19 protein-coding genes are annotated in these 25560 nt (G+C 40.4%); 9 read left to right on the top strand and 10 right to left on the bottom strand.

The features are described 5' to 3' along the window. The first annotated feature begins 75 nt into the window (after positions 1–75). The 6 genes from ACXACJ_RS04615 to ACXACJ_RS04590 all read left to right on the top strand — a co-directional run bounded on the left by ACXACJ_RS04615 (position 76) and on the right by ACXACJ_RS04590 (position 6484). The gene (locus ACXACJ_RS04615; RefSeq protein WP_475133099.1) at positions 76–1194 is read left to right on the top strand and encodes a hypothetical protein; all 1119 of its coding nucleotides are present in this window, start codon (positions 76–78) and stop codon (positions 1192–1194) included. Beyond that, a complete protein-coding gene (locus ACXACJ_RS04610) occupies positions 1195–1737 on the top strand; it encodes a hypothetical protein (protein WP_475133098.1) in 543 nt (180 codons plus the stop codon). 76 nt (positions 1738–1813) lie between these two features. Beyond that, entirely contained in the window at positions 1814–3064 is a 1251-nt protein-coding gene (locus ACXACJ_RS04605) for a cation:proton antiporter (protein WP_475133097.1), read from the top strand. Between the two features lie 25 nt (positions 3065–3089). Further along, positions 3090–3707, top strand: coding sequence for a MarC family protein (locus tag ACXACJ_RS04600; protein ID WP_475133096.1), 618 nt, complete (start codon positions 3090–3092; stop codon positions 3705–3707). Between the two features lie 104 nt (positions 3708–3811). After that, positions 3812–5650, top strand: coding sequence for a hypothetical protein (locus ACXACJ_RS04595; RefSeq protein WP_475133095.1), 1839 nt, complete (start codon positions 3812–3814; stop codon positions 5648–5650). A gap of 615 nt (positions 5651–6265) precedes the next feature. Continuing rightward, positions 6266–6484 (top strand): helix-turn-helix domain-containing protein, encoded by a 219-nt coding sequence (locus ACXACJ_RS04590; RefSeq protein WP_475133094.1) that lies wholly within the window; start codon positions 6266–6268, stop codon positions 6482–6484. Positions 6485–6562: 78 nt separating this feature from the next. Here ACXACJ_RS04590 and ACXACJ_RS04585 read toward each other — a convergent pair whose 3' ends face one another. From ACXACJ_RS04585 to ACXACJ_RS04570, 4 genes are all read right to left on the bottom strand, one after another. Next, positions 6563–6955, bottom strand: a complete 393-nt coding sequence (locus ACXACJ_RS04585; RefSeq protein WP_475133093.1) for a hypothetical protein — start codon at positions 6953–6955, stop codon at positions 6563–6565. Positions 6956–7071: 116 nt separating this feature from the next. Beyond that, positions 7072–11550 carry a DUF6443 domain-containing protein gene (locus ACXACJ_RS04580; RefSeq protein WP_475133092.1) on the bottom strand — a complete coding sequence of 1493 codons (4479 nt, stop codon included), beginning with the start codon at positions 11548–11550 and terminating at the stop codon, positions 7072–7074. A 3-nt stretch (positions 11551–11553) separates the two neighbouring features. Beyond that, the gene (locus tag ACXACJ_RS04575; RefSeq protein ID WP_475133091.1) at positions 11554–15042 is read right to left on the bottom strand and encodes an RHS repeat domain-containing protein; all 3489 of its coding nucleotides are present in this window, start codon (positions 15040–15042) and stop codon (positions 11554–11556) included. Positions 15043–15121: 79 nt separating this feature from the next. Further along, the gene (locus ACXACJ_RS04570) at positions 15122–16213 is read right to left on the bottom strand and encodes a hypothetical protein (RefSeq protein WP_475133090.1); all 1092 of its coding nucleotides are present in this window, start codon (positions 16211–16213) and stop codon (positions 15122–15124) included. 180 nt (positions 16214–16393) lie between these two features. On the opposite strand from ACXACJ_RS04570, the gene ACXACJ_RS04565 reads away from it, so the two are divergent. After that, positions 16394–16579, top strand: coding sequence for an ion channel (locus ACXACJ_RS04565; protein ID WP_475135072.1), 186 nt, complete (start codon positions 16394–16396; stop codon positions 16577–16579). Between the two features lie 322 nt (positions 16580–16901). On the opposite strand, the gene ACXACJ_RS04560 is transcribed toward ACXACJ_RS04565, so the two are convergent. The 6 genes from ACXACJ_RS04560 to ACXACJ_RS04535 all read right to left on the bottom strand — a co-directional run bounded on the left by ACXACJ_RS04560 (position 16902) and on the right by ACXACJ_RS04535 (position 24084). Beyond that, on the bottom strand, positions 16902–17342 hold the full coding sequence (locus ACXACJ_RS04560) for a hypothetical protein (RefSeq protein ID WP_475133089.1): 441 nt from the start codon (positions 17340–17342) through the stop codon (positions 16902–16904). A 374-nt stretch (positions 17343–17716) separates the two neighbouring features. Next, positions 17717–18469: a hypothetical protein gene (locus ACXACJ_RS04555; RefSeq protein WP_475133088.1), complete on the bottom strand. Its 753-nt coding sequence runs from the start codon at positions 18467–18469 to the stop codon at positions 17717–17719. A 221-nt stretch (positions 18470–18690) separates the two neighbouring features. Continuing rightward, a complete protein-coding gene (locus ACXACJ_RS04550; protein WP_475133087.1) occupies positions 18691–19071 on the bottom strand; it encodes a hypothetical protein in 381 nt (126 codons plus the stop codon). Then, entirely contained in the window at positions 19068–19238 is a 171-nt protein-coding gene (locus tag ACXACJ_RS04545; RefSeq protein ID WP_475133086.1) for a hypothetical protein, read from the bottom strand. Before ACXACJ_RS04545 ends, ACXACJ_RS04550 begins: the two co-directional genes overlap by 4 nt. A 157-nt stretch (positions 19239–19395) precedes the next feature. Then, a complete protein-coding gene (locus tag ACXACJ_RS04540; RefSeq protein ID WP_475133085.1) occupies positions 19396–21759 on the bottom strand; it encodes an ATP-binding protein in 2364 nt (787 codons plus the stop codon). A 210-nt stretch (positions 21760–21969) separates the two neighbouring features. After that, entirely contained in the window at positions 21970–24084 is a 2115-nt protein-coding gene (locus ACXACJ_RS04535) for a S9 family peptidase (RefSeq protein WP_475133084.1), read from the bottom strand. A 214-nt stretch (positions 24085–24298) separates the two neighbouring features. Here ACXACJ_RS04535 and ACXACJ_RS04530 point away from each other — a divergent pair, with 214 nt between their 5' ends. Continuing rightward, the gene (locus tag ACXACJ_RS04530; protein WP_475133083.1) at positions 24299–24586 is read left to right on the top strand and encodes a DUF3817 domain-containing protein; all 288 of its coding nucleotides are present in this window, start codon (positions 24299–24301) and stop codon (positions 24584–24586) included. A 36-nt stretch (positions 24587–24622) separates the two neighbouring features. Then, positions 24623–25468, top strand: a complete 846-nt coding sequence (locus tag ACXACJ_RS04525) for a 1,4-dihydroxy-2-naphthoyl-CoA synthase (protein WP_475133082.1) — start codon at positions 24623–24625, stop codon at positions 25466–25468. Positions 25469–25560: the final 92 nt, after the last annotated feature.

Raw genomic sequence — 25560 nt, 5'->3', positions numbered from 1 at the left:
CCCATCCTCTAAATCGTGATTGACAGCCTAGTTTACTGAATTGGAACACTTTATGTATTTTGAATGCATACAACCATGAAAAAACCATCTCAATTTTGGCTCACAGTTTTTAAAAGAATAGGCCTTGTACTAGTCTCAATCGTTATTTTGCTCACAATTTTCGTCACCTTCTTCTTAAAAGGCATTGTAAATAATCGTTTGAAGAAGGAAGTAGAACAGACATTTGGGGATTTTTATACCCTTTCATTCGACAAAAGCTCCACATCTTTATCACATTCCGGCTTCAACATTGCCTTTCATGAAGTAGCCTTTGAGTTGGATACTTCTAACCGATACATGTTGAGCAAATATCCCGCACTATTCTTCAAAACGAGTTCACTCAAAATAATCGACATCAATATTTTCGATCTATTTCTGAATTCTGCCATTAACGTGAACAATGTTTCCATTGAAGAACCAGAATTGCTTTTTTTCATTCCGAAGAATCAGAAAGAAGAAAATAAAGACAGCACACAAAGCTCAAAAAAAGACAGTCAACAAAATATGATTCAGAATATTCTGATCAAGAAATTCGAATTGACAGAGGGAAAAGCTTCTTTCGTTTTCCATAAAAACATCACTGATACGCTCTATGCTGGCACTCACGTAAATGTAACAATGGAAAATCTAGGGATGGATTTAACAACTTCGCAAAGCATTTATAAAACGGCTAGTTTAGATCAGCTTCAATTCTCCCTTCAAGAATTATTACTGAATCCTAAAGGTTCGGATTACCGATACAAAATAGGCGGAATCAATTTCGATTTTCAGGGCGAAAAACTGCTCTGCTATGGACTGGAAGTAATTCCGAAAGGCGATCCATATAAAATGGCTACGAACGTAAAGTATCGAACCACAATCTTCGATGTAAAAATGGATACTTTGGAATACTGGTCCGATCAATTTGAGTCGCTTAAAAACCTAAATAAAATTGAAGGCAAAAAGCTGAAGTTGGTCAACTTAAACATGAAGTTAGACCGAAATAAAGAAATTCCATTAGACGAAAGTCGCTATAAAAAACTGTTCCATCAGTCTTTAATGGAGGATGTTCCGTTACCCGTTGCCCTTGACGAGATAGAAATCAAAAACGCTACTATTGATTATAAAATCCACCAATCCAACGAACCCAAACCAGGCAATTTATTACTGACTTAATTGGACGGAACTCTAAAAAACGTTTATTCCGAACCTGAAAAGGGAGACACACTTTTGGTTCGTTTCAATGGGCAATTTATGAAAGCAGCGCCTTTTAGTTTCAACGCTAACCTGCCTTTAAAAGACCCAACGAATCACAGCTACTATGGCCATATAGAAAGCATGAAATTCACGGATTTAAATCCTCTGATTGAGAATTTATCACGCGTAAAACTCGACCAAGGCACAATTCAACGAATCGAATTTTCTGGTCATGCCAATAAACTTACCAATTGGGGGAAAATGAAAGTAGAATATAACGGCCTTAAACTGAAAGTAACCGACAAACAAAACAAAAGCCGCTGGCTGCAATCTGGCGTTGGCAATTTATTGGTAAGAAATAACAACAAAACTTCCGAAGCCAACGAAGTAAAAACCATAGATTACACCTTTGAAAGGCCACCTTATAAAGATCATCTGACGCTTTATGCTGGTGGTTTGATTGAAGGTTTCGGCAAAGGGCTTCTACCCAAAGTGATCTACAATTTGATTATGCCCAATTAATTCATTCGTCATTCAGAAAAGGACTTTAGAGCATTTCCATTAATTTTACTATCATCGGTAAACCTTAACCTTCGCAATGGACGTTTTTAGCATCATTACAACACTGATCGTTCTATCGGCAGCATTTGCCTTCATCAATACAAAATTTCTAAAACTCCCATTTACCATTGGTTTAATGATCATTGCGATTTGCTTTACCCTGGTAGTAATCGGAATCGGTTATTTCGATCAAGAAATTTTAAAAGAAGCCAAATTGCTCATTACCTCTATCGATTTTGAGACAGCCCTGTTGGATATCATGCTAAGCTTTCTACTTTTTGCCGGAGCTTTACACACAAAAATAGATGCCTTAAAACAGCAACGGGTTCCTATTGCATTATTCGCCACCATGGGGGTTATCATTTCCACTTTTGTGGTGGGCACTTTGATGTATTTCATCTTTATGGGGCTCGGTCACGAAATTGAATATGTTTATTGTTTGTTATTTGGAGCTTTGATTTCGCCTACCGATCCCATTGCTGTATTGGGGATTTTGAAAGAAGCCAATGCCCCTAAAAAGCTCGAAATCAAAATTGTTGGCGAATCCTTATTCAATGACGGAGTTGGTGTGGTGGTTTTTCTGGTGGTTTTCAAAATTGCTCAGCAGGGTTTTGGAGCTATAGAACCTAGCGAAGTCGGCCTTTTATTTATTGAAGAAGTTGTAGGCGGTATTGCTATGGGGTTAATCATGGGTTACCTCATGTTCTTAATCATGAAAGTAATCGACCATTACGAAACTGAAGTGATGCTTACCTTAGCTTTGGTTATGGGTATTTCCGCTTTGGCGCATAAACTCCACGTTTCTGGTCCTTTGGCGGTAGTAGTCGCGGGTATTTTCATAGGGAATAAATCTCCTAAAATTGCTTGGAGCAACACAACTCATAATTATGTAGACAAATTTTGGGAGCTGATTGATGTTCTTCTAAATGCCATTTTGTTTGTGCTTATTGGTTTCGAATTGCTGGTAATTACCGTTACAGGAGAATATATCATTTTCGGTTTATTGGCTATTCCTGTAGGTTTAGTCGCAAGATATTTAGCTTTGGCAGGCCCAATTGCCATTTTCAACAAGAAGCTTGATTTTATCCCTAAAACAAATATGATAATGACTTGGGGAGGAATTCGCGGAGGCATATCCATTGCTTTGGCACTTTCGCTGGAACCCGAAATGGAACGTGAACTTTTCCTAACAGTCACCTATGTTATTGTGGTTTTCTCCATCATTGGGCAAGGCTTAACCATCGGCCCATTGGTTCGAAGAGTATTGAAAAAAGAATCTATTTCTTAAATCCGCATTTGGAAAAACTTAGCTCATGAACGACTTCTTCGTAAACCTCATCACCATATTCATGGCGTTTTTCGCCATCATGAATCCCTTCGCGAATCTGCCTGTATTCATTAGCGTTACGGAAAGCGCTTCAAAATTAGAACGAAACAAAATTGCTTATAAAGCCTGTTTCAATGCCTTTGTGATTGTAGCCGCTTTTATGCTGGGTGGCAATTACATTTTCAATCTTTTTGGGCTAACCATTGAAGCTCTCAGAATTACTGGCGGAATTATCATTTTCTATGTGGGTTTTGAAATGCTGTTGTCACAAAGCTCAAAAATGCATTCTAATAAAACAGATGAAGTGGACGAAGGTGTAGCTATTTCTCCTCTCGCTATCCCCATTTTAGCTGGCCCGGGCACTATTGTTACCGCCATAAACCTAACTGCCGACAAACCAATGAAAGAAGTTGGCAGTGTAATTTTAGTATTTGCCATCATCTGTTTGCTCACGTACTTGGTGTTTCGATCAGGTTCCTACATTTATCAAAAATTGGGAAAGAATATCGTTCAGGTGATTTCAAAATTAATGGGACTTATTCTCGCCATCATTGGCACGGCCATGCTTATTGAAGGAATTAAACAGGCTTTTGGTATTCAATAGCATTTTGCTTTAGCAATAGCAAAAGCGTCAAGGTTGCTTCACCCCCATCTTTTCGATATATTCCGAAGGATTTAACAAATCCAGATTCAACCTTAAACTAAAACATGCATTTTTTCAGACGCATTCGGGCGGTTGGCTTGTGTTTTCTTCTGTTTTGGACACATTTGAGTTTTTCTCAATCCACAGCACTCAAGACCTACAGCCACTCCGAATTCTTTCAAATGCTCAAATCTTCTCCGGAAAACACCTTTCGGCTGGAAAATGCCATTATCAAATTCAATCCCGAAACCGACCATCGCTTTGCCTATTCAGTAGAAATGGGTTCGTTTACCCGAAAGTTTGAGCAAACCGATACGCTTGTTATTGATAAGGCTATTGCCCTGACAAATGTGCATTTTGATCATTCCGACAGAAGGCAACCGCGGGCTCTGCATCATATTAAATTCACGCAAGATGTAGTGCTAAGAAATAGTTCTTCCGTGGTTTTTCTCCAGTGCAGTTTTCAAGGAAGACTAAGTATAATGTCGGGAGAAAGCATGAGCAATGCGATTTCTCAGTTGGATAGAAATAGTCGAGTGGTTAGTCTTTCTGCAAGTGTTATTGAAAGTAAACTTCGGCAAGGCATCAGCTTAGACATGGGCACTACAGAAGAACAAACACGTTCTCAAATTCGGCTTGAACGTAGTGAGATTTGGCCAGGATCAAACTCGCGCGGCTCTAGAATTGGTGGAATCGCTATTGCCTCTCTACAAGTACTCAATAACGCTTTTCATGGCGAAGGCAGAATCAGTATTACCACGGAAAAAATCAATTCGGTAAATATCTCTGGTAATAATTTCGGGAATAAGCTGGCCGAAATTCGGATTTTAGGGACTGATGATTTGAGCACTTCGGTATTAGAAGACAATATTTTCAAAAGCCATGTGCAGCTAGATTTTGACCAATTGACGACCAGCAGCACTTACCAATGGAGCCAATGGAATGACAAATTGGTTTCGGCCCAAGGCTTTAGCGAATACTTAAATCGCCTTCCTGATTCCACGCGAAGCTTCATTTTCTTCGATGCCGAAGCCACAACAAAAGCTCTTAACGATTATAAAAATGGCGCTTTGGTAGAAAATGAAAAAACTTACAAACAGGAAGTGAAATTGCGCGGAAAGCTACTCGACCTGTACAAAGGTCAACACGATTTAGAAGATGTAAACACCGTTTACATTGGCATTAAAAACCTAGAAACTAACCGATTAGCTTATCAATATTCTCAAAAGCCTTCTTTCACCACTTTTTTCAAATGGAAAGTCAATCAATTCCTAAAAGTATTTTCTGATTACGGAACCGAGCCATCCAAAGCAATTGTGTTCTCAGTGAACGTAGTACTTCTTTTTGCCTTTGTATATCTGTTTTTCCCCAATAGTTGGGATGATCAAGGCCGGCACCGCATTTTACAAAGGTTTGATTTTTACCAAAAGTACTTGCGAAGCCCAGCAGGTGCTCACGAATTTTATTTAGAAGAAAGAAAAAGGGAGCTAGCAGATTACGAAACTTTCAAAAAGCGGATTGAAGATGGGCGTTTAGAATTGCCGAAGTTTTTTGTAACATGGTCCAAGCCCGTTTATAATTTGGCCTTATTCGGGACTTTAGTTTCTACCCGAGTTTTAAAAACCACGGATATTCTAAGCGGAAAATGGAAAGACCTCAGCCCTAAACAGAAAAGATGGAAGAATTTTCAAATCGGCTCTTTTCTTATCGTGGGCATCTTATACGATATTTCCATTCGAATTCTCAATGCCCTTATGTTGAGCATTAATGCTTTTACCACCTTGGGTTTTGGCGAAATCCCGATGAAAGGATTGCCTCGCTATTTAGCCGTAATAGAAGGTTTTATTGGCTGGTTTATGCTTACGATTTTCTCAGTAGCGCTGATCTCCCAATTGTTGAATTAAGGATATGGAAAATATCCTCTGGAAGGATCACATTTCCATCTCAAATATTTAGCTGAAGATGAATTTACTATTTCATCCATAAGTTGAAATCTCCGTCATAGAGAATGTACTTTTTGAGCGCAAGATTTCCAAACTAGTTCGAACTTGTAGTGCGGACTGACCCTATTCCTCACTCTAATTAGTGCAAAATGTCCTAAAGAATAGGTACTCGCCAAAGGCAAGCACCAGTTGCGCGCCAGTAGAAAAACCAACTCCATTACTGAAGTTGGCTTTATACTATTGTTTGGTCTCAGCGAGACGCTAAGATCAGTGGGGGCTTTTCTACCTGGTTGTCGTTGTAGAGGTCTAGGTTGTGGCGGATGGCCTTCGGCATCAAGGACTTCGATCTTGAGGGTGGTTCTCAGCCTGATGCCTCCCAATACCGAAAAGGCCAGAGGGGGGGCTGGTGTAGGTCAGGTTTGGTGGAGCTTAACCTATACATACTAAATACAATTACCTATATACAGAATAAAGGTACAATCGTACCTATTATTGGTAGTATATTCAAGTAACTACACAGAATTTTCCTACAGAATTGTATAATTCATACATTAGTATCCTGAATTCAGGTATTTCATGACTAAGCTGGGAGATTACTTCAAAACTAAATCGGTGAATAAGGCAGAGATTTCACGCAAAACTGGTATCAGCAAGAATAGGCTTAGTGAACTTTCCACTAAAGAATCTGCAGAAATCAGGGGAGAAGAAATCTATTTAATTGGAATCGCAATTGATGTTTCCCCTTCGGAAATTCTTGAGGTAACTTGTGGAGATTTAAAGTTAAAGTTAAAGTAATAAAAAAACCCTCCGAAGAGGGCTTTTGTTTTTATAAGTGATAGTTGGTAATAATGCTGGCTTTAGATAATACCATGATTATTCTCCTAAAGCTATTGGGTGATTATAAAACTCAGTACCATCATCCAAATAATAAACCTCTTCTTCATCTCCAAAAGTAGACTTTGCTTTTTTCAAAGAGATGCTCTTTGAAAACTCACCTTTTGATTTATTAAATACTCGAATACGTCCCTCATTCAATAGTTGATAGAAAGTCAAATAAACAAGCGCATGTGAGCTATCGATAAGGTCATTGCTATCCTCTCTAGAGAGTATCATTTTAAAACGAAGCTCTCGAAAACTGGCCTCTCTTACTCTATTACGTGCATCAATGAGAGCATCCTTTGCATCTTCTCTTGGCTCTTTCTTGATTTCAATATTGATTAACTCCAAAACATCATCTTTTTGTAAGTATAAATCTGCTTTATCCATTTCAAGGATAAAATAAGGTTCATGCAAATCTGATTGTAATCGTATCACTTTTGGAGTACATCCGTTGTTACAAAAACAAAGCAACAATAGTATCATACATTGCCAATACTTCATAACTATCTTCCAGAATTAGGTCCTAAATAATTAATTATTGCGGGGAAACTCACCAAGTAGTTCACCCCTGTTTTAATGTTAATTGAAGTAGAAGGCCTAAGAAACCTCATAAAACCTTGCCCTGCAGCATCTCTAGTATAAAACTCTCTGAGTGGTAAGTTATATTGACTTCTTATTTGATTTTCAAAGTTTACCGCATTAAAATCGTCATTCGTGACCAGACTTAAATTTGGATCTGTATGGTTAGGTGCATACTGAGAAAAATCTTGTAGCCCTTGTTCTGCCATATTAGCATGACCTAACTCGTGGGCAAGACCAACAAAACTAGGCCTTACGGTATTTCCTCGTTGATTAGGCCCTGATTCAATAGCATTTGGGTTAAAGCGAATTTCACCACCAGAACCTGCAATATTCGCCATATTTGGATTCAGTAAGGCTAGACTAGCACGACCAATACCGTCCGCTTTAAATGTGTTTTTACTCCCTCTTCTAATTGAAAAAACTGATTGTGAACGTTCTAAGTTGCGAAGCACCCCTTGACCAGATGATACTGCATTAATTTTATCTAATGCCCCTTTTGTCTTATTTAAAAAGCCCTTGACTTTGCCACTATAAGCAGAGCCATCACTATTAAATAATTGCCCATTTTCATATTTCACAGTTTTTCTTCCTATTCCTAGAAAACCTCCATATTTGATCTTAACAGTATCACCTAAATAATCATTGTACAGTATCGGATTATTACCCATTCCAACATAAGGAGATTCCCTTTCTGAAACCTTTGGGTCAACTTGCATCCATCTACCAATGGTCGGGTCATATCCTCTATAGAATGCATCATAGATATTAATATCAAAATCATCATTAAACTCTATCCCATTGAACTTGTACTTATTGGGTTTAGAGAGCGGAGCGGTAGAAGAGAGTGCCGCAATTGACATCCCAAAGGGATAATAGTGATCTTCCTGAAGCACCTTACTTTTGGTATGGGTTATGGTAAAGTCATCGAAGTACACATTCAGGTTGTAGGCCGTTTCGTTGGAGACGTACACGTACAGGTAACCGTTCACCGGTATATCAACCGAGGCGGCCAGTTGCTGCCATGCCGTGCGTGCACTTACGTCCACGCTCCGGTAGCCCGTAGCTTCTTCAACCAGGTCAAAGTTCTCATCGAACAGCGCATAGGTCATGTAAGCATGGGGAACCGTGCTGCTAGCGGTGTTGCCGTCCTGTTGGGAGGCTATCATGCTTGTCTTGGCCCCGTTGAACATATCATGCAAGGCGCCCTCGCCAGTTGGCCCGCCCACAGCATTGCTGAAGGCCGTGGTCAGGGCGTTCACTAGGTTATTTGCTCCATTGGGGGCACTGCTCTCGGTCATATCCTCCAAATAACGAGCGAACACCTCCAGGTCAAAATGGTCACCTGCACTTACCTCGAGCATTTTACCAGGCCCAATCCGCCTGATCGGGGCACTGCCGTTCAGCTTTAATGCCTCATCACTGTTTGCTATTCCCGCAATCTCATAATGGTTCACGCCTGTAGAGTCCCGTGAATCCTCAAAGTTCAGGAAAATGCCCTCCTCGTAAGCCTTTAGATCAACACCGCTTGTAGTGGTGTCCGTTTCCATAGTGGCGCGGTAAATTACCACCTCATTATCGGTGGTAAGGGTAACCCTGGTATTGCCCAGATGATCCTTGATGAAATAATCGTACACCAATGTGCCGCTGTTGTCCTTCCTGACACGTCCCTCTTCATGGGCAAAGTACTGAAGCTCATCATTCTCATAGATAAAGCCTCCCACGTAATCAGTGGTGGTTACATTGCCCTGGTTGTTCACCGTTTTCGCCAATTTTATACCCGCGGCATCGTAGGTGTAGGCAATGGTCTTGGTACTGCTGCCACCAAAGGTGACCCTTGAGGGAAGGTTCAGATGGTTGTACTCTATATCGCCACCCTGTATGTCCTTGTTGAGATCCTGGTTCATGTTGCCGTTGGCGTCATAGGCGTAGTCGTTACTGCCGTTGGTGCCGTCACCGAAGTCTCCGACACCCCATTTGCCCCCGGTGTCCACAACCTTGGCCAGCTGGTTACTTTTGCCCGAATTCAGATAGCTGTAGGTCAGGTTGTCCAGGGTCTCGATACTGCCCAGCACCATGCCCTGCCGCTGTAGTGTAAGCATGTTACCGTTGGCATCGTAGCTATAGGCCGAGCTGAAGTCCGTGTTTGCCCTCGTCCAAGAGCTCCCTTCATATTGGGTAAAGTCGGCCTTGAGCAGCCTGTTGGAGGCATCATAGTCAAAGCCGTAGGCCCTCTGGAGGCCGTCAGAGGCACTCCTCCATTTTACACCCGCAATATTGCCGTTGAGCCGGTTCTGTGTAAACCCAAAATCGTAGCTCAAGTCCATACCAAAGTAGTTGCCTCCCGTACCGCTAGTGGCATAGTCCTTATTGATCCCCTTGAGCCAGCCCCTAATGTTGTATTCATATCCCAAGGTCTCCAGGCCGTTGCCCAGTTCCTTTTCTATAAGCTGCCCCAGAGCATCGTAGCTGTTGGTCGCCAGGGGGGTAAAAGCCGAACCGTTGACCTTCTGCTCTACGGTCAACAGCCTGCCGGCATGGTCATATCCATAGTGCTTGGCAATAAGGGTCTGGGCATCGCTGCCACCGGCCCGCGGGTTGGCATGCCTGGTATGGGTAGCCAGCACCTTGCCACTGAAATCGTACTGGGTGGTGAGCACGTCCTTGCCCCCCAGGTGGTTGTCCGACCAGGACTGTACCACCCGCCCACGGCCGTCATAGAACATCACCGTGGTGAGCCATTGGCCCTCGGTGCCCAGCACCTTCACCTTGCTGCCCGTGGCAAGGCCCGTGGCATTGGTATATTGAGCGGGTACGACAGCGTTCAGCGTGCCCCCCCCGGGGTAAAAATCCCCGGTGTAGGCACTGCCACCATCGAACTGTTCATCGGTAAAACCGTAATGGTCGTAGTAGTTGATCGTCAGCAGTTCGTAGCCCCCCTCGTAGTCCACCAGGCGGGGAAAGCTGGCATCATGGTAGCCCTGGATGGCCGTGTACTCGTAGCTCAGTGCCAGGGTCCTCTCGGTCTCGAACTCGGCCCCTGTCTCGCTCTCGAAGCCCGGCAGGAACTCTATGGCCCCTGTGCTCTTGGTACGGTAAACGTCAACTGCAGTGTTCCGGTGGCTCACAGAGAGAAGGGAACCGTTGAGCACCTCTTTTGTATTCTCGCTCACCAGTGCCTCGTCCTCCACGTACATTGGCCCAGACCAGGAATCTAGTTCGCCCTGAAGTTCGGCCCAACTCTTTTCGGTACCCAACAGGCCTGTCATCACGATCCTGTTATGGACATCGTACTTGGTAAAGAACCACTGTCCGTTATCCTGCTGTTCACTATCTTGGGTAAGCACCGGCCGGTCAAGCTTGTCATACACGATCTGGGTCCTGCCACCGCCCGGAACCAGCTTTGAGGTCATACGGTTGCGCCCGTCATACTTGTACTGGAAGGCAAGGTTATTGACGTTGGTACTGTTCCATGACCAACTGCCCTCCATGGACTCCACCAGAAGGGGCGGGAGAACATAGGCCAGGTTACCGTAGTCATCGTAAAGGTAATAGGTGTTCAGCCAGTCGCTATGGCCTCCTCCTGTCCCAGTGCCCTTCTGCACCTGCTTGAGGACAACCCTGCCCAATTTGTCGGTGAACTGCTTTACCTTGTTCCCTTCCTCATCAGTGGAAATGGTCACCATCAGCTCGCCCTCGCCATATACATCGCTGGTACTGGCAGCAGCACCCCCCAACGTCCAGATGCGAACCGCATCACTGCTGTTGTTGGTGCGCCAACGATTGGATACGCCAACCCCATTTCCCGCCCAACTATTACCAGGGGCCATCTGTTTGGTGACCCGGTTGAGAGGAGAGGCCTCATACTCCGTCTTGCCGTAGAAAATGGACTCCCCGGTGTACTGGCCGCCCATGAAGGTGCTCAGCTCAGTGCTGGGCGCCAACCTCATCCCCCCTGTGGCAGAACCAGACCTGTAGGCCATCGGCTGGTACACCTGCCTGCCGTACTCATCATAGAGCATGAACTGCACCATATCGGAGTAACCAGCCCCGTTGGGCATGGACATGCGGCTAACCGTTTGTATGGGCCTGCCCAGCCCGTCAAAGTAGTTTGTGGTCTGCATGATAGTACCGTTGTTTATGGCATCGGTGAACGGGGTGGCACCCCCAGGTACATCAACGGGCATGGCGGACATGGGCGCATAAAAATCAAAGGTACGCACATAGTTCACCAGATCGGTGGAGCCGTACGCCACAGTGGGTGGCGCAACGTACGAACCGCCCACGGGGGGCGGGCCACTGCTGCCACCGGGCTTTACGACCGTTGTCTGGGAAAGGGACAGGTGGGCAAGCGATAGGAGGAGTGCCAAGACCGGGAAAAAGGTGTTTCTTGTCTTTCTCATGGCCTAGTTGCCTGTGGCATTAGTCTCTACCCCATACTTGTACTCGTTCCTCTTCAGGATGTTCCCCTCATTGTCCCTGACATACTCCAGCCTACCGAAACCATCGTATTCATAATAGACCGTTGTACCATTGGGGGCCGTCTGGCTCGTCATACCAACACCAGGTTTATAGGTCATGGCAGTAATCTGCGCCTTACCGCTGATGTTGGGATGCGTGTACAGTTTGGCCAGAAAGTTGGCCCAGGCAGTCTTGTGAGTGCCTGTGTTCATGTCATCCACGTATTGCAAAAGCTCGTCAAGGTTATCGGCATCCATTGGCTTGCCCGTCATGTTCGTCACCGCCCAGCCTGCTGCTGTGGACAGGGCCAGATGGGTGATGTTGTGACCCTGTAGTATTGGAAGGGTGCCCCCGTAGCCCCAGAGGTAGGAAGTGTGCGTGCCGCCCTCCTTCGATAATTCCAACGGGTTGCCTTGGGCATCGTAGTCATGAAATTCTGTACTCGTAAATGCTGGATTATTTCCATATTTAATAAGAAAAGAGGATGGCTCATAGACTTCATCTTGAGTCCCCAAATTAAAAAACGAAAAATTTGTGGTCTCTGTAGTTAATAGACTGGTATTCCTAAAAGTCCTTTTTTGTAATGGAGAACCAATTCTATTCATTTCAATTAGATTGGTTTCATTAAGATCAAAGGGATAGTAATACTCGATTCTTTGTTCATCCTGCTCTGATTCAGATAAGCTTATTTTTTGTGATGCTAGTAAATTCTTCGAATTATAAGCCATTTTCTGCCTCTTCAAAAGCTCAGAGTCCGAAGTATTGTCATAATGATATTCCCTAATTTCTTTAGGCAGAAAATAATCTCCCTTTAGAGTGTAGTAGTCCCAATGAATTATTCCATGATTTGAAGGCGTATAATACTTTTGATAAAGAATATTTAAAATCTGCGAAGAAGCTTGATCTAATTCATAATAATCATATTCAACCAGTTTCACTATATCTCCATTTTCATCAAAAGTCACCTCTTCTAAAGGATGTCCATTCTTATAATTAAATGATTTTGGAGGAACATTCAATACATATGTATTTCCATAAGCCTTATCTAAATAATAATAAAAGTTTCCGGATTTTGCAAGACTATTTGAAATTAACGCTCCTTCTCCCACCCAATTTGTAGAATAAATATTTGAAGCATTGTTATATTTTGTTCTGACATATCCCAAATATTCATTTTCTGAAGCAGCAGAGTAAACCTCATCCACAAAATCATAACCAACATGTGCGCCTTGAGCTGAAAGGCTTGTTGAAAGCGTTTGCCCCGAACCTATATCTATCTTTTCAGAATAAACGACCGGAGTATAGTCAAAGAGTCCTCCACGAGAATGAAACACAAGTTGATCCATCAATTTACCTGATGAGCTACCTGCCCCCATTTGTTGGTTTGTATAAAAATATTTCTTTTTAGAAACAGGATTATCCTGAGCATCAAAACTACTAATACTGGAAACTCTAAGCCCCCCCACTTCAAACTCTTCAAATTGAGGGTCTGGATAATCCACTGTATAACTAAATTCAAGATAAGCAGTAGTTGCTCCATTTCCGGAAGGGAGTAACCTTAATTCATAGTTTCCAGGAGGCACATTTTCCATGCTAGTCTCTACCGTATAGCTGCTCTTGGTATAGGGAGGCTCAGAATATGGTACAGTAGGTATCATATTATAATTAAAATACTTTTTATAAACCTCGTCTGTTTCTGTATTAATTAGTTCAAACACCTCTGAATTTATGGATGCATAACAATCATAATCACATTTCAGAACTGCCTTTATTTTCAAATTATGATCCGAAAAAGTGGGATTAACTTCATATTCCACTGAAAAAGGTTCATCTAGCTGTATTTGAACAGATTCGAACGTAGGCTTTATGTATTCTTCGTTTATGTATTCTTCTGACTCTTGAACAGAAGGTAAATCTGCCAAATATGAATAATTATATTTCAGACTATTAAAGTGTATAGGCAATTCCACCATTGCCCTATTCCCCTCAAAGGAAAATAATGTATAGCCTCCTGTGGGATAAATCAATTTCTCAAGTGTCCCCATCTTTCCAAAGTTATAATCACTGTGTCTATCTGCACCAACATACCTAATTATATTATCAGATGAATTCACATAATCATAAACGACTCTACTATATGAAGGAATCCTTGTAGTATTACCCTTCCCATTATAAAAGCCCCAAAAATCCACATCTTTTGTGTTCTTTCTTGGGAGAATATTAGGATATATGTATTCAAATTTAAATACCTCATCACCTATCATAACACTATCCAGCTTTAAACGTAAGTAGCTCTGCTTAAACGTATCGGTAAGTTTATTATCATTAAAATACGAGTAGGCAAAATCAACTGCTTTAATAATGTCCCCATTAATATTCTTGAAGTTAATTTTTAGAAGTTTTTGAGCAGGGCTGTTAGGAGCGATAAAACCAAGAGGGAAGCCAGGGTTAACGTTGTCCGGTGGGCAACCAAAACCCGAAAGAGCAGATACTATATCCTCTCTTTGAGAATCCAATACAAAATCCACATCTATCCCGTTCCCAGAAATATTGGTTAAATAGCTAACCTCATAACCCGCCATGGAAGCGGAATAGCCATCCTCTGCTTTATTCACAGTTGTAACATTATTAGTCCAAGGGCCTAAAACACCTATAGAAACAGAAGAAGCATAATCAGGTTGACTAAAGAAGAAACCGTTGGTATATGAAAAAATTAAACTCTTATTTCTTGGGGATTGAATGCTTGTCAATTTCCATGCTGATATCTTTTGAAGAGTTCGCCCATTATCGACAGTTTGAAGAGCTAAATTCCTACATGCACTGCCTTCGTTACTTCCCGATCCTCTATATGTTGTGGTTCTTTCTGAAGTGGAAAAATTATAAATATACCCATTACCATCTATAAGTGTAAAGGAATTGGAACCCAGATCATACGTCCCTTTTAGAGTTTTTGAATTTAATGGAATAATATCAACAATTTGATTTGTGCTTTTTTTGGCCATTTTAAATTTGATGCTTTCACCAAAAAGGCTAACATTAAATAGATCAGGTTCTACATCAATGGGCAAGCCAAAACCATGGTTAAAAGCTAGTCCAAGTTCTTCTTTATAAGGTTCATATGATAAAGAGTTGTACGGAAAGCTATATACATAACCATCTGCTCCATCTCCTCCATTAACAATACTAAAATCATCATATCCTCTAATCTCTCTACTTATTACCGCATTCACATTCAATGACCACCCAAGGCCTACCCAACCAGATTCTTCATTAACACGAATTCCCCCAGCATAGTAGGACAGAGATAGGGGAATTTCTAGGCCTTCAAAATTAATAGTGTGAAGTGGAACACTTATTTGAGGGATACCGGTATACTTGCTCACCGGTACCAATCCATACTTTGCAATTGCAGCTACATCCGGACTGGCAGGCATTAACTGAGGTGCTGAAGAGGTAGTCGTTTGAGAATGAGCCACTATGGTTATCAACAGACCTATTAACACTAGAAAATATTTATTTCTCATCCTTCCTGTCTTTTTCTATGGCCTCAATTCTCGCTAGTAAATCAGCAAGCATCTCCTTCAATACCTTATTTTCCTCTTTGAGGATTTTCATTCCCGCCAGTTCCTTCTCCTGCTCGATCGTATAGAGTGTCAACTCCTCGATTTTCTCTAAAAGTTTGAGCTGTATCAAGCCAAGGTCTTGATTGTTTTCACTTATTTCTTGGGCGGAAGGAATATTCGGTAGATGTTGGTTTTCTTTTATAAAGGCCTCTAAGTCAGAAATGGCCATTAACTTGTGTTCTTTGGCGAAAACATAATCTGGCCAACTTTCTTCCTGTTGAACCTTTACCTTTTCCATTATGGCATCACCACCTACCGATAATTTATACCCAGAAGGAAGGTTGTCAGTTCCTACTCTCAAATCTTCAAGGCCATTTGGTATGATTCCTAAAAGCTCAGCAATTGTAGGTTCATTGCCGTTAATTTCATCAATTCGTGGTGCATAAAAATACTGGCGGTCAGCAGTTTCGGTATCATAGAACAAGTAAGCCCTATAGTTGAGGCTTGTTGTTGTTGTCTGAAATTTAAAATCATTTAAAGTACGGACCTTTTGTCCTGTATTCCCATCATAGATCCCTCCATAATTTACCGTAGAGTTGTCCCCGCTTCCATGTATATGTGCTACCAAGAGATACCATGTATCCAAGCTAGTTAGATCTGAGGAAAAAAAATAAGGATTTGGATGAGGTGTTCCATTAAGTGTCAAAACAGGGTCTGGGCTTCCGTGTGTGCCAAAATAGGTCGTTCCGTTGTTTGAGTTTGTTTTCTTAATCCAAATAGAAAGCCTGTACATTTTTGAATGGTCTATGGGCAGATAATCCGTATTGAACCCACCATCACCATCATTGTTGGCATCGGGTATGGCCTTCCAAAGTATAACTGGATTGCCATGAGGTCCTATCCCCCACTCCCGTACATTTTCCGAAGTTGATCCGTTTTGAGAAAACCCTGTGATAGAGCCACTCCCTACTTTCCAGTCAGAAAGATCCAGTAGATTTTGCCCATGAGATAATTTAAAAAAAGCAAGGGTTAATAATATCAAAAAAAACCTTTTCATAAATAATCAAAAATAAAATTAAATCAATAAAAATTTAATTCAAGTTATACATATATCTAAATAAAATAAATATTTAATTACATTTATTTTTCAAGAACCCCATCTGATTCACCGCACCTAAAAGCTGAAATGACTTTTTTATAACACCAGAGCTCTTAAAAAGCCATCAACCACATATTCATTCGAATTCTCAATGCCCTCATGTTGAGCATTAATGCTTTTACCACCTTGGGTTTTGGCGAAATTCCAATGAAAGGATTACCTCGTTATTTGGCCGTAATAGAAGGTTTTATTGGCTGGTTTATGTTTACGATTTTCTCAGTAGCGCTGATCTCCCAATTGTTGAATTAAGCGTATGGAAAATATCCTCTGGAAGCACTACATTTCCAGTTCAAATATTTTGCAGAAACTGAATTTATCATTCAGTAATAGATTGAAATCCTCTTTATAGAGAATGTATTTTTCGGCATAAGATTTCCAAACTAGTTAGCACTTGCAGTGCGGACTGATCTTATTCCTCACTCCAATTAGCTTAAAATGTACTGAAGAATATAGGTACTCGTCACAGCAAGCACCAGTTGCCACAGTGGACAAGTGAGCGCCAGTGCGCGTATTCAGGTATTAGTCTTTCCTGCTTTTTCTTAATCATTCAGTGTGCTTCATCAAAAACATACTACTTATAGCATTTCATATCCTTTGTAATTACATAAAAACATTTTATAACATATTTCTCTTCATTGAGTTCATACTGAATTCTCCTGACTTTTACTTTTAGTTTCTCAAGCATAAGTCGTCTCAAATCAGACAGTGGCTTCGTGTCTTGATCGAACACCTCCATAAATTCAATGTGTACAATTGATTGTTGTCTAGTATTGATCAGTGCACATATTGAAATACCCCTTTGCGATTTAATTTCTCTACATCCGCTATAATCAAAATAATGCTTTGTTTCCTTTTTCACCGTTTTTTCCAGATCCGGATAGAAATGGACAAGATAGATTGAACTAGAATCTTGATTCATTCTAGACACCTTTTCGTACAACAGACTGTTTTGTGAAACAGCAATTAGGTTAATGTAAATGTTGAAAAACAGTAATAGAAATATTTTGACCATTATTGTTTTATTAATGATTTTAAAAATCTAGCATCCTTATTTGATACAGCTCCTGGAGTATATAAAAATTTTTCTACGTAACTCTTTCTTGAATCAATAAAATTTAACCATGACTTAAATTTATCAGAATAATTCATTAACCCCTTTCTATCAAAAATATTACCACCATTATAGACATAGACATAAGGTATAACATTCTCTGGGCTACGTTTAAACATACCCAAATTAGTTCGCATTGCAGTACGGACTGACCTTATTCCTAACTCTAATTAGCTTAAAATGTACCGAAGAATCTAGGTACTCGCCACAGGCAAGCACCAGTTGCTACAGTGGACAAGTGAGCGCCAGTTGGGCTAGTTATAGTTTTACTCTACTTAATATTGAAATGGAAGTCTTTCCTTTTTACCATTGGAAGAGTAAATAATTATATCTCCAGAAAAGGAATGCTTCTGATTGGAGGTTATCTTTTTAACAGTAAAGTGTCCAAACCCATCATCATCCACATAAACCGGAATTGTGTCAGTTTTAGAAAAAACTTCTATTTGTGGATTGAATAAATCATCATAAGCTGAAAGTCCTATATAATATTCTACTTCTTCGTCAGTCTCATTTTGAATAAAAACAGAAGCCTTTAAAGAACCAAACGTACTCGAAACCTGAGATTGAAAAATCAATTCATCCAAAACCAATAATTCATTTAAAAGCAAAATCAATTCAAGATCATCATCTTTTATTATTTTGATTGGTTCTATTTTTAGAGAAGACGAAATTTCAGAAATTTCATAATTAACCTGATCCAAACTTAAATTTTGATCAGTATTAAGTAATGTAAATACACTATCAACTTTATTATATGAAATTGTTCCTTTTGTGTAGACTTCAAGCTTATGTCTAAAGTTAGAACTCAAAAGATTTAAGCGGATTTTTATTTTATCCCTTAGGTCATCTCTGATTCCCCTATTATTTAATGAAGAATCACAACCTAAAATCAATAGTGCATATGCCATGATGAGAATGGCATAATGATGTTTCCTAGTTTTCATTTTCAAGTCTTTTATTTCATTTTTATAAATTTTTCTGCCTTTGTTACTGAAATTATGGACTTTCTTTATAAGTGAATCAGTCATTCTCATTTTACCAAACTAGTTCGCACTTGTAGTGCGGACTGATATTATTCCTAATTCTAATTATTAGCACAACATGTCCTGAAGAATATAGGTACTCTCCACAGGCAAGCACAAGTTGCCACAGTGGACAAGTGAGCGCCAGTAGGGATTGGCTTTAATATCATCCTTGTTTGGTCTCAACGTGACGCTAAGACCAGAGGGGGATAATTGATTGAAGCAACTTATTTCTTTTTACCATCAGGTCTAGCATAATATTCTTCTCTTGTTGCTAAAGAATCAATTAATAGATGGTAACCAAAAAAACTCAGGTCTGGATTTTTTGTATGAACAATCCCCCTGACAGGCTTATACAGACTAAGGTATATCGTATCCCCAAGCAATTGCACATTCGAGATTACATCTTTTGCCTCGAATAAAACTTTAACTACATCACCTTTCTTTACTTCCACAAAGTCAGGACTAACATCAGAAATATAGCTATGATAATACCAACTAATCTCTATGACACCATCATCAAGCGTCTTTCTTATAAACCTGTCATTCCCTTGAGAAAAATCACACGAGAAAAAAACTAATAAAACTAAGACTATTAATCTTTTCATTTTTTTGGACTTTTACCGAAATAACCTTTGAAAATCCCAGTTCCTGAATATGTATGCTCTCCAAAGAAGGGTGCTCCTGAATTATAGCCATTCCCACCATTTTGTTTTTGGTTATATGCACCAACAACAGGCATAGTTCTAAGATAAAAAGTCTCTTTAGATACCATTGTTTGATCCAGAGAATATCTGTTGATTGACCTCAAATTTTTCCCAAATATAATGTTACCTAAAGTTATAGCCGTTGTTATTTTACCGTTATAAGATACTGCCGTACTAGTGCCTCCAGTCTCCCAAACCAGTTCGCACTTGCAGTTCGGACTGATCTTATCCTCTGTCAGGTAGGTATTTGATCAATTTTCTATAAAGCTCTTCGGGGTCGAAGGGTTTCATGATAAAGTCGTTCATGCCTGCTTCCATAATGTTCTTGCGAACTTCCAGTAATGCAGAGGCTGTAAAAGCCAGAATAGGTTTGCTTACACCCATTTTTCGCATTTGCTTACTGGTAGAATAGCCGTCTTTACCAGGCATTTGCAAATCCATTAACACAATATCGTGATCAAAAAATTTGTCGATTGCTTCTTCGCCACTCATAGCCACATCGACTTCTATTTTCCATTTCTCAAGAAATTTGCGCGCCACCAATACGTTCACCGGGTTGTCTTCAACCAAAAGTAATTTTACACCTTCTAAAATATTCCAATCCGACATATCTACATGTGGCTCCATTGAGTTCTTGGAGCTGGTTTCGTTTTTCGCAACAGTAAATTCTTGCTCAAAATAGAATGTAGAACCCACATTCTCTTTACTCCTTAACTTAAGCTCTACTTTTTGTAATGCCAAGAGTTTTTTGGTAATTGATAGTCCCAAGCCGGTTCCTCCATAATTTCGGGTGGTAGAACTTGCCGCCTGAGTGAAGGTTTCATAAATCATTTTCTGCTTGTCTGCCGGAATACCAATCCCAGTATCTTCCACCTCAAAACGAATTCTTGATTTAGCATCTGTAGCCTCCACCAAAGTAACCCTAATGATAACATGACCATGGTGAGTAAACTTTAAACTATTGCTCATCAGGTTCGACAACACCTGATTTAGTCGAGTAGGATCGCAAACAATATGTTTAGGCACTTTATCGCCAATCTGAAGTTTTAGATCCAGCTTTTTATCAATCGCCTTGGCATTATAAATCAGCCGGAGTTTCTCTAGAAGTTCGTGAAGGTTGGTTTCAACTTCTTCAAAATCAACTTTGCCCGACTCGATTTTAGAGTAATCCAAAATATCGTTTACCAACAAGAGTAAATTTTGAGCGGCATATTTTAATGTGTTCACGTTTTCGGCTTGTTCACCCTTGGCTTCCAATAAATGTGACATACCAACCACAGCATTCAAGGGTGTCCTGATTTCATGCAACATTACTGAAAGGAACTCAGATTTTGCATCGCTGGCCTTTTCTGCCTGATCGATTGCCCTTCTGTAGGTCATGGCAAAACGATAAGAAAGGATCAAAGATTGAAAAAAGAAGAAGGCACAATAACCCACAAAAATCACCAGATTTTGGCGTTCTACTACTTCGAAATAACCTAGAATATCGAAGGTAAACGACAAACAAAGCGCCACCAGACTGATAAGCGCGAAGGTTGCCCCATAGTTTTTATTTCGAATGGCCTTAATGTAAATCCATAAACTATATGGAATAAAGGCCATGATAAAGAAGAAATAATAAGCGGGGAAAAGCGTGAAAATATCAATAGGCAAAATCAAAGTTACCCCGATCAGCGCCAGTGAAATCCATGCGTAAATATTGACAAAAGGCCTATTTACAATATTTGGATAAAGATGGAAGGTATACCTTAAAAACAGAAAGCCAGAAAGGTACATAGTAATGTATTCGGCATATAATGTTAGCCCCCACGGAATACCTGAAAACAGATGGTGCAAACCATAATCATTACTGCCAATAATGCGGTAACTGTAAGCAATACAGAAAAGGGAGAAAAAGAGCATAGATTGCTCGTTTCGGCCGAAAATATAGAGGCCAAAGAAAAACAAGCCTCCCATTAATAAACAACCTGTGAGAATGTAGTCATAAGCCAAATCGCGAGAAAAAGCCTGCGAGACTACTTCTACATCACCCAAATAAATTTCTTCTTTGGTTCCTCCCTTGCTATGATCAAAATTAGCGATCTGCAGTACCATATGAACGGTATCAGATTCAACTTCGAACATGGCAACCTGAGGTTTCCAAAAGGGTTGGTAAGTATCTTTACTGGTTCCGACTTTTCCGTTCGAAGCGATTTCCCGTCCATCAATCAAAAGCCGATACGATGTGTACATATCTTGAATTGCCATGCCCATGTGGTTTCCTACGTACTTTTTAGGAACCAGAATTTCCAACATATAGGTTGCATAGCCTTTGGCCGAAAGCCTTTCACCTCCAACAACTTGTTTATTCCAGAGGCTAGGAAAATCAATATAAATATGTTCTCCCGGATGTTTTTGAGATTGTTCGGGAGATTGAATTAGCTCTTGCCAGTAAAAATCATATTCACCATAAAGAGGAACTGAATATTCTGAAAAATCAGTATTTCTTAAATCGAGAATTCCCTTTTGAGCGATAACTTCCTCTTGGCCAAAAGCATAAAGGCTAGGGCAAAAAAATAGAAGAATATAGAAAATCGACCTTATGTGCATCTTGCAATTCAGCCTATAAAAATGGCTATTCTTAAAATATAACAACTTTCGGTGATGAACCGAAATGCTTTAGTGTTCTGAATGCAAAAATAATCTTTTCTCGCAGGTTCGCCTTCAATTAAATTTTAAAGGCAAATAGTTTTTACGCATTAAACAAAAAACAGTGTGCCCATTGCTGAACACACCGCTTAAAACGAAAGCTAAAAAGCCTTAATCTCTTTTAATATCTAAAGACATTCCGTTTTTCAAAACCAAATGCTGGATGAAAAACTCCATCATTCTATCTCTGTCCATTGCGGTATGACCTCTATCTGGTCCTACTTGAACCTCGAAGCTTTTGCCTGCTTTTTGCAAAGCCTGAATAAACTGAAGTGAGTTAGAAGGGTGAACGTTGTTATCGCTTGTTCCGAAATACACCATCAATTCACCTTGAAGATTCTTCGCCATGTTCATTAAACTTGAAGCCTCATAACCCTTTTTGTTATTCTCCAAAAGGTTCATGTAACGCTCAGTATAGATATTATCGTAGTTTCTCCAATCAGTTACGGCAGAGTTTGCAGTAGCAGCATGGAATACATCTGGGTATCTCAAAAGCAAAGTAGCAGAAGTAGTTCCTCCGTAAGAAGTCCCATAAACCCCTACTCTATCTTTATCAAAATAAGGTCTGTTCCAAAGCGACTTCACGCCAGCTGCAAAATCGTCCATTTCTACGATTCCTAAGTTGCCGTAAAGCTGATCGAGCAATTTCTTGCCTCTTCCACCTACGTTTCTACCATCAATATTCAGCACTAAAAATCCATATTCAGTAAGTGCATCAGGCGTAGTGAAACTCTCTCTGAAAGCGTTGGTAGCTGGCCCACCGTAATTGCTCAAAATAGCTGGGTATTTCTTTTTAGGGTCGAAGTTAGAAGGGAAATGAATCATTCCGTGTAACTCAGTAACACCATCGGCCGAAGTAAATGTAAATACCTCTACTTTCTTTAAGCCCAGCTCTTCAAATTTGCTCATATCACTTTTAGCCAATTCAGAAACCACTTTTCCTTTGGCATCAACCAAATTGGTAAAAGGAGCCACATCATGAGTTTGCGCGATATCAATGAAGAATTTTCCGTCAGGAGAAATATCAACAGAGTGGTTGTAAGCAGGGTCGGTTAAGCGAGTATCTTTTGTTCCATCTAACTTTACTCTGTGCAATTGAAGCAACATGTGGTTGGCGCCACTACGAGCCATATAGTAAACGTACCCTTGTTTCTCATCAATTTTAACGATTCTAGAAACCTCAAAATCGTGAGAAGTAATTGGGTTAATCAGCTTTCCGCTGAAATCATACAAATAATAATTGTTGAAGCCAGATCTCTCAGATGCCCAGATAAAACGTTTACCATCTTCCAAAACATGGATTTCAGGGGTGTTTTTCACAAAACTTGGTAACCACTCTTCGTGAACTACAGTTCTGCTTTTTCCAGTTTGTGGATCAGCCGCTCTGTATTCCATGATATTTTGCTGTCTGTTGGTGCTGTGGAAAAGCAATTCTTTTCCATCAGGAGTCCAATCCATGCCATAAATGTAAGTACCTAATGCACCATCACTATAAGGCTTTCCATCTCTGATATCGAACTCAGTCAGTTTCTTGGTTTCCAAATCGTAAACCATCAAATCTACAGGTAGATTATCGGCTCCTACTTTTGGATAAGACATGATTTCCAAAGAATCATAAAGATTCAACTGATCTAAAAGCACATAATACTTCTTAGCTTCCTTTTCTTTGAATCTGTAGAAAGCGATTTTCTTGCTGTCTGGTGACCACCACATCGCAGTTCTTTGTCCCAACTCTTCACCATAAACCCAAGTAGCAATACCATATTTGATTTCGCTTTCGGTATTTCCATCGGTAGTAATTGCCTTAACATTACTTCCATCAGCATTGCTGATGTACATGTTTCTGTCTTTCGTGTAGGCCTTCAACTTTCCATCAGGAGAATCGGCAGAAGCAAACTGACGACCACGAGCTGGGCCTCCACCAAATCTTCTTCCTCCTCTATCAGGTGCTGGCGGATCACCCAATTCGGTTACTTTTTTATTTTTTAAGTTGAATTGCTGAAGCTTGCCGTCTTTTACAAACTCAAAAGACTTTCCATCTTCGCTCCACTTTACCGACACGTATCCAGGAACATAAGAACCGCGAATTTGCGGAGCCATTTCCCTATATTGATCGTATCCAGGCATGTTTTTAAGCTTATCCTGAGCTTGAGCTAGAAAAGTGGTAGCCGAAAGTAAGGCTCCAGCCATCAGCAAAGGCAGCTTCCTTCTGATAGAATTGTTCATAGGTATTATTTATTCTTGTCGTTATTCAAACCTTTAATACTAACACATTCAAGTTGAATAAAATAGAGAGAAGATGAATTAAGGCAAGGATGTATCACAAAGTAAGAGCTTTGATACACCAACGGTTTTTATTGCAAACGCAATTAGAAGGGTGATGAGATTGGCAATATCATGCTTCTTCTATAATATTGCCCAACATTAGCCAACGGAGCCCATGAACCATCTGAAGTTTTTAAGAATACTGGCCATAGCCGAAGGGATTAGCTACTTACTTCTTTTAGGAATTTGCATGCCCTTAAAATATGCTTTCGGTATTGCAGAACCTACTTACCCCGTAGGACTAGCCCATGGTGTTTTGTTTGTTGCCTATTGCGTTTGGGTAATTATTGTAGGCGGCAAAAAGCATTTTAGCATTGGTACCACTTTCCTTTGCTTAATAGCTTCTTTACTTCCTTTCGGTACCTTTGTGGCCGATAAAAAGATTTTCAAACCAGAACTGTAATCAGAAGCCCGCTCTTCTGACTTTAAAATAAAACTTATGAATACCCCAAATTGGACAACCGTAAAGGAATACGAAGATATAACCTATAAAAAATCGGGTGATGGCGTAGCCAGAATTGCTTTCAATCGCCCAGAAGTTAGAAATGCTTTTAGACCTAAAACTGTAGCCGAACTTTTCGAGGCATTTTTAGACGCGAGAGAAGATACTTCCATTGGCGTTGTTTTACTTTCTGGAGAAGGACCTTCTGCTAAAGATGGTGGATGGGCCTTTTGCAGCGGTGGCGATCAAAACGCTCGCGGACATCAAGGTTATGTTGATGATGACGGCATGCCTAGACTGAACATTTTAGAGGTTCAACGTTTGATTCGTTTTATGCCGAAAGTGGTAATTGCCGTGGTTCCAGGATGGGCAGTTGGCGGTGGGCACAGTTTGCACACAGTTTGCGACCTTACCTTAGCTAGTAAAGAACATGCCATTTTCAAACAAACTGACGCAGATGTAACCAGTTTTGATGGCGGTTATGGATCGGCATATTTGGCCAAAATGGTAGGTCAAAAAAGGGCTCGTGAAATTTTCTTCTTAGGAAGAAATTATTCGGCTCAAGAAGCTTTTGACATGGGTATGGTGAACGATGTTATTCCTCATAACGAACTAGAAGACACTGCTTATCAGTGGGCACAAGAGATTTTAGAAAAATCCCCAACTTCTATCAAAATGCTGAAATTCGCCTTTAACTTAACTGATGACGGCATGGTGGGCCAGCAGGTTTTTGCAGGAGAAGCTACTCGCTTAGCCTACATGACAGAGGAAGCTAAAGAAGGTAGAAATGCATTTCTTGAGAAAAGAAAGCCGAACTTTAAAGACATAAAGTGGATCCCTTGATCCTCTTTTTTTTTAATGTTTGTTGCTTGAGAATAGGGATATTCGATTCGGTCCCTCGCTTAAATTCAAAAAAAAAAACTTTCTCTTTTCTG

It is taken from the genome of Roseivirga sp. AWQ4_251, assembly GCF_056158225.1.
Note: the sequence above shows the minus strand (reverse complement) of the source record. Positions and strands in the feature narration are given on the sequence as shown.

Excerpts from the sequence above, each read along its gene's own strand:
- ACXACJ_RS04580 (WP_475133092.1), bottom strand. The coding sequence starts at position 11,550 with ATGAGAAAGACAAGAAACACCTTTTTCCCGGTCTTGGCACTCCTCCTA.
- ACXACJ_RS04615 (WP_475133099.1), top strand. The coding sequence starts at position 76 with ATGAAAAAACCATCTCAATTTTGGCTCACAGTTTTTAAAAGAATAGGC.
- ACXACJ_RS04585 (WP_475133093.1), bottom strand. The coding sequence starts at position 6,955 with ATGGATAAAGCAGATTTATACTTACAAAAAGATGATGTTTTGGAGTTA.
- ACXACJ_RS04560 (WP_475133089.1), bottom strand. The coding sequence starts at position 17,342 with ATGGTCAAAATATTTCTATTACTGTTTTTCAACATTTACATTAACCTA.
- ACXACJ_RS04575 (WP_475133091.1), bottom strand. The coding sequence starts at position 15,042 with ATGCCTGCCAGTCCGGATGTAGCTGCAATTGCAAAGTATGGATTGGTA.
- ACXACJ_RS04540 (WP_475133085.1), bottom strand. The coding sequence starts at position 21,759 with ATGCACATAAGGTCGATTTTCTATATTCTTCTATTTTTTTGCCCTAGC.
- ACXACJ_RS04555 (WP_475133088.1), bottom strand. The coding sequence starts at position 18,469 with ATGACTGATTCACTTATAAAGAAAGTCCATAATTTCAGTAACAAAGGC.
- ACXACJ_RS04525 (WP_475133082.1), top strand. The coding sequence starts at position 24,623 with ATGAATACCCCAAATTGGACAACCGTAAAGGAATACGAAGATATAACC.
- ACXACJ_RS04600 (WP_475133096.1), top strand. The coding sequence starts at position 3,090 with ATGAACGACTTCTTCGTAAACCTCATCACCATATTCATGGCGTTTTTC.
- ACXACJ_RS04530 (WP_475133083.1), top strand. The coding sequence starts at position 24,299 with ATGAACCATCTGAAGTTTTTAAGAATACTGGCCATAGCCGAAGGGATT.
- ACXACJ_RS04545 (WP_475133086.1), bottom strand. The coding sequence starts at position 19,238 with ATGGTATCTAAAGAGACTTTTTATCTTAGAACTATGCCTGTTGTTGGT.
- ACXACJ_RS04595 (WP_475133095.1), top strand. The coding sequence starts at position 3,812 with ATGCATTTTTTCAGACGCATTCGGGCGGTTGGCTTGTGTTTTCTTCTG.
- ACXACJ_RS04535 (WP_475133084.1), bottom strand. The coding sequence starts at position 24,084 with ATGAACAATTCTATCAGAAGGAAGCTGCCTTTGCTGATGGCTGGAGCC.
- ACXACJ_RS04605 (WP_475133097.1), top strand. The coding sequence starts at position 1,814 with ATGGACGTTTTTAGCATCATTACAACACTGATCGTTCTATCGGCAGCA.
- ACXACJ_RS04550 (WP_475133087.1), bottom strand. The coding sequence starts at position 19,071 with ATGAAAAGATTAATAGTCTTAGTTTTATTAGTTTTTTTCTCGTGTGAT.
- ACXACJ_RS04590 (WP_475133094.1), top strand. The coding sequence starts at position 6,266 with ATGACTAAGCTGGGAGATTACTTCAAAACTAAATCGGTGAATAAGGCA.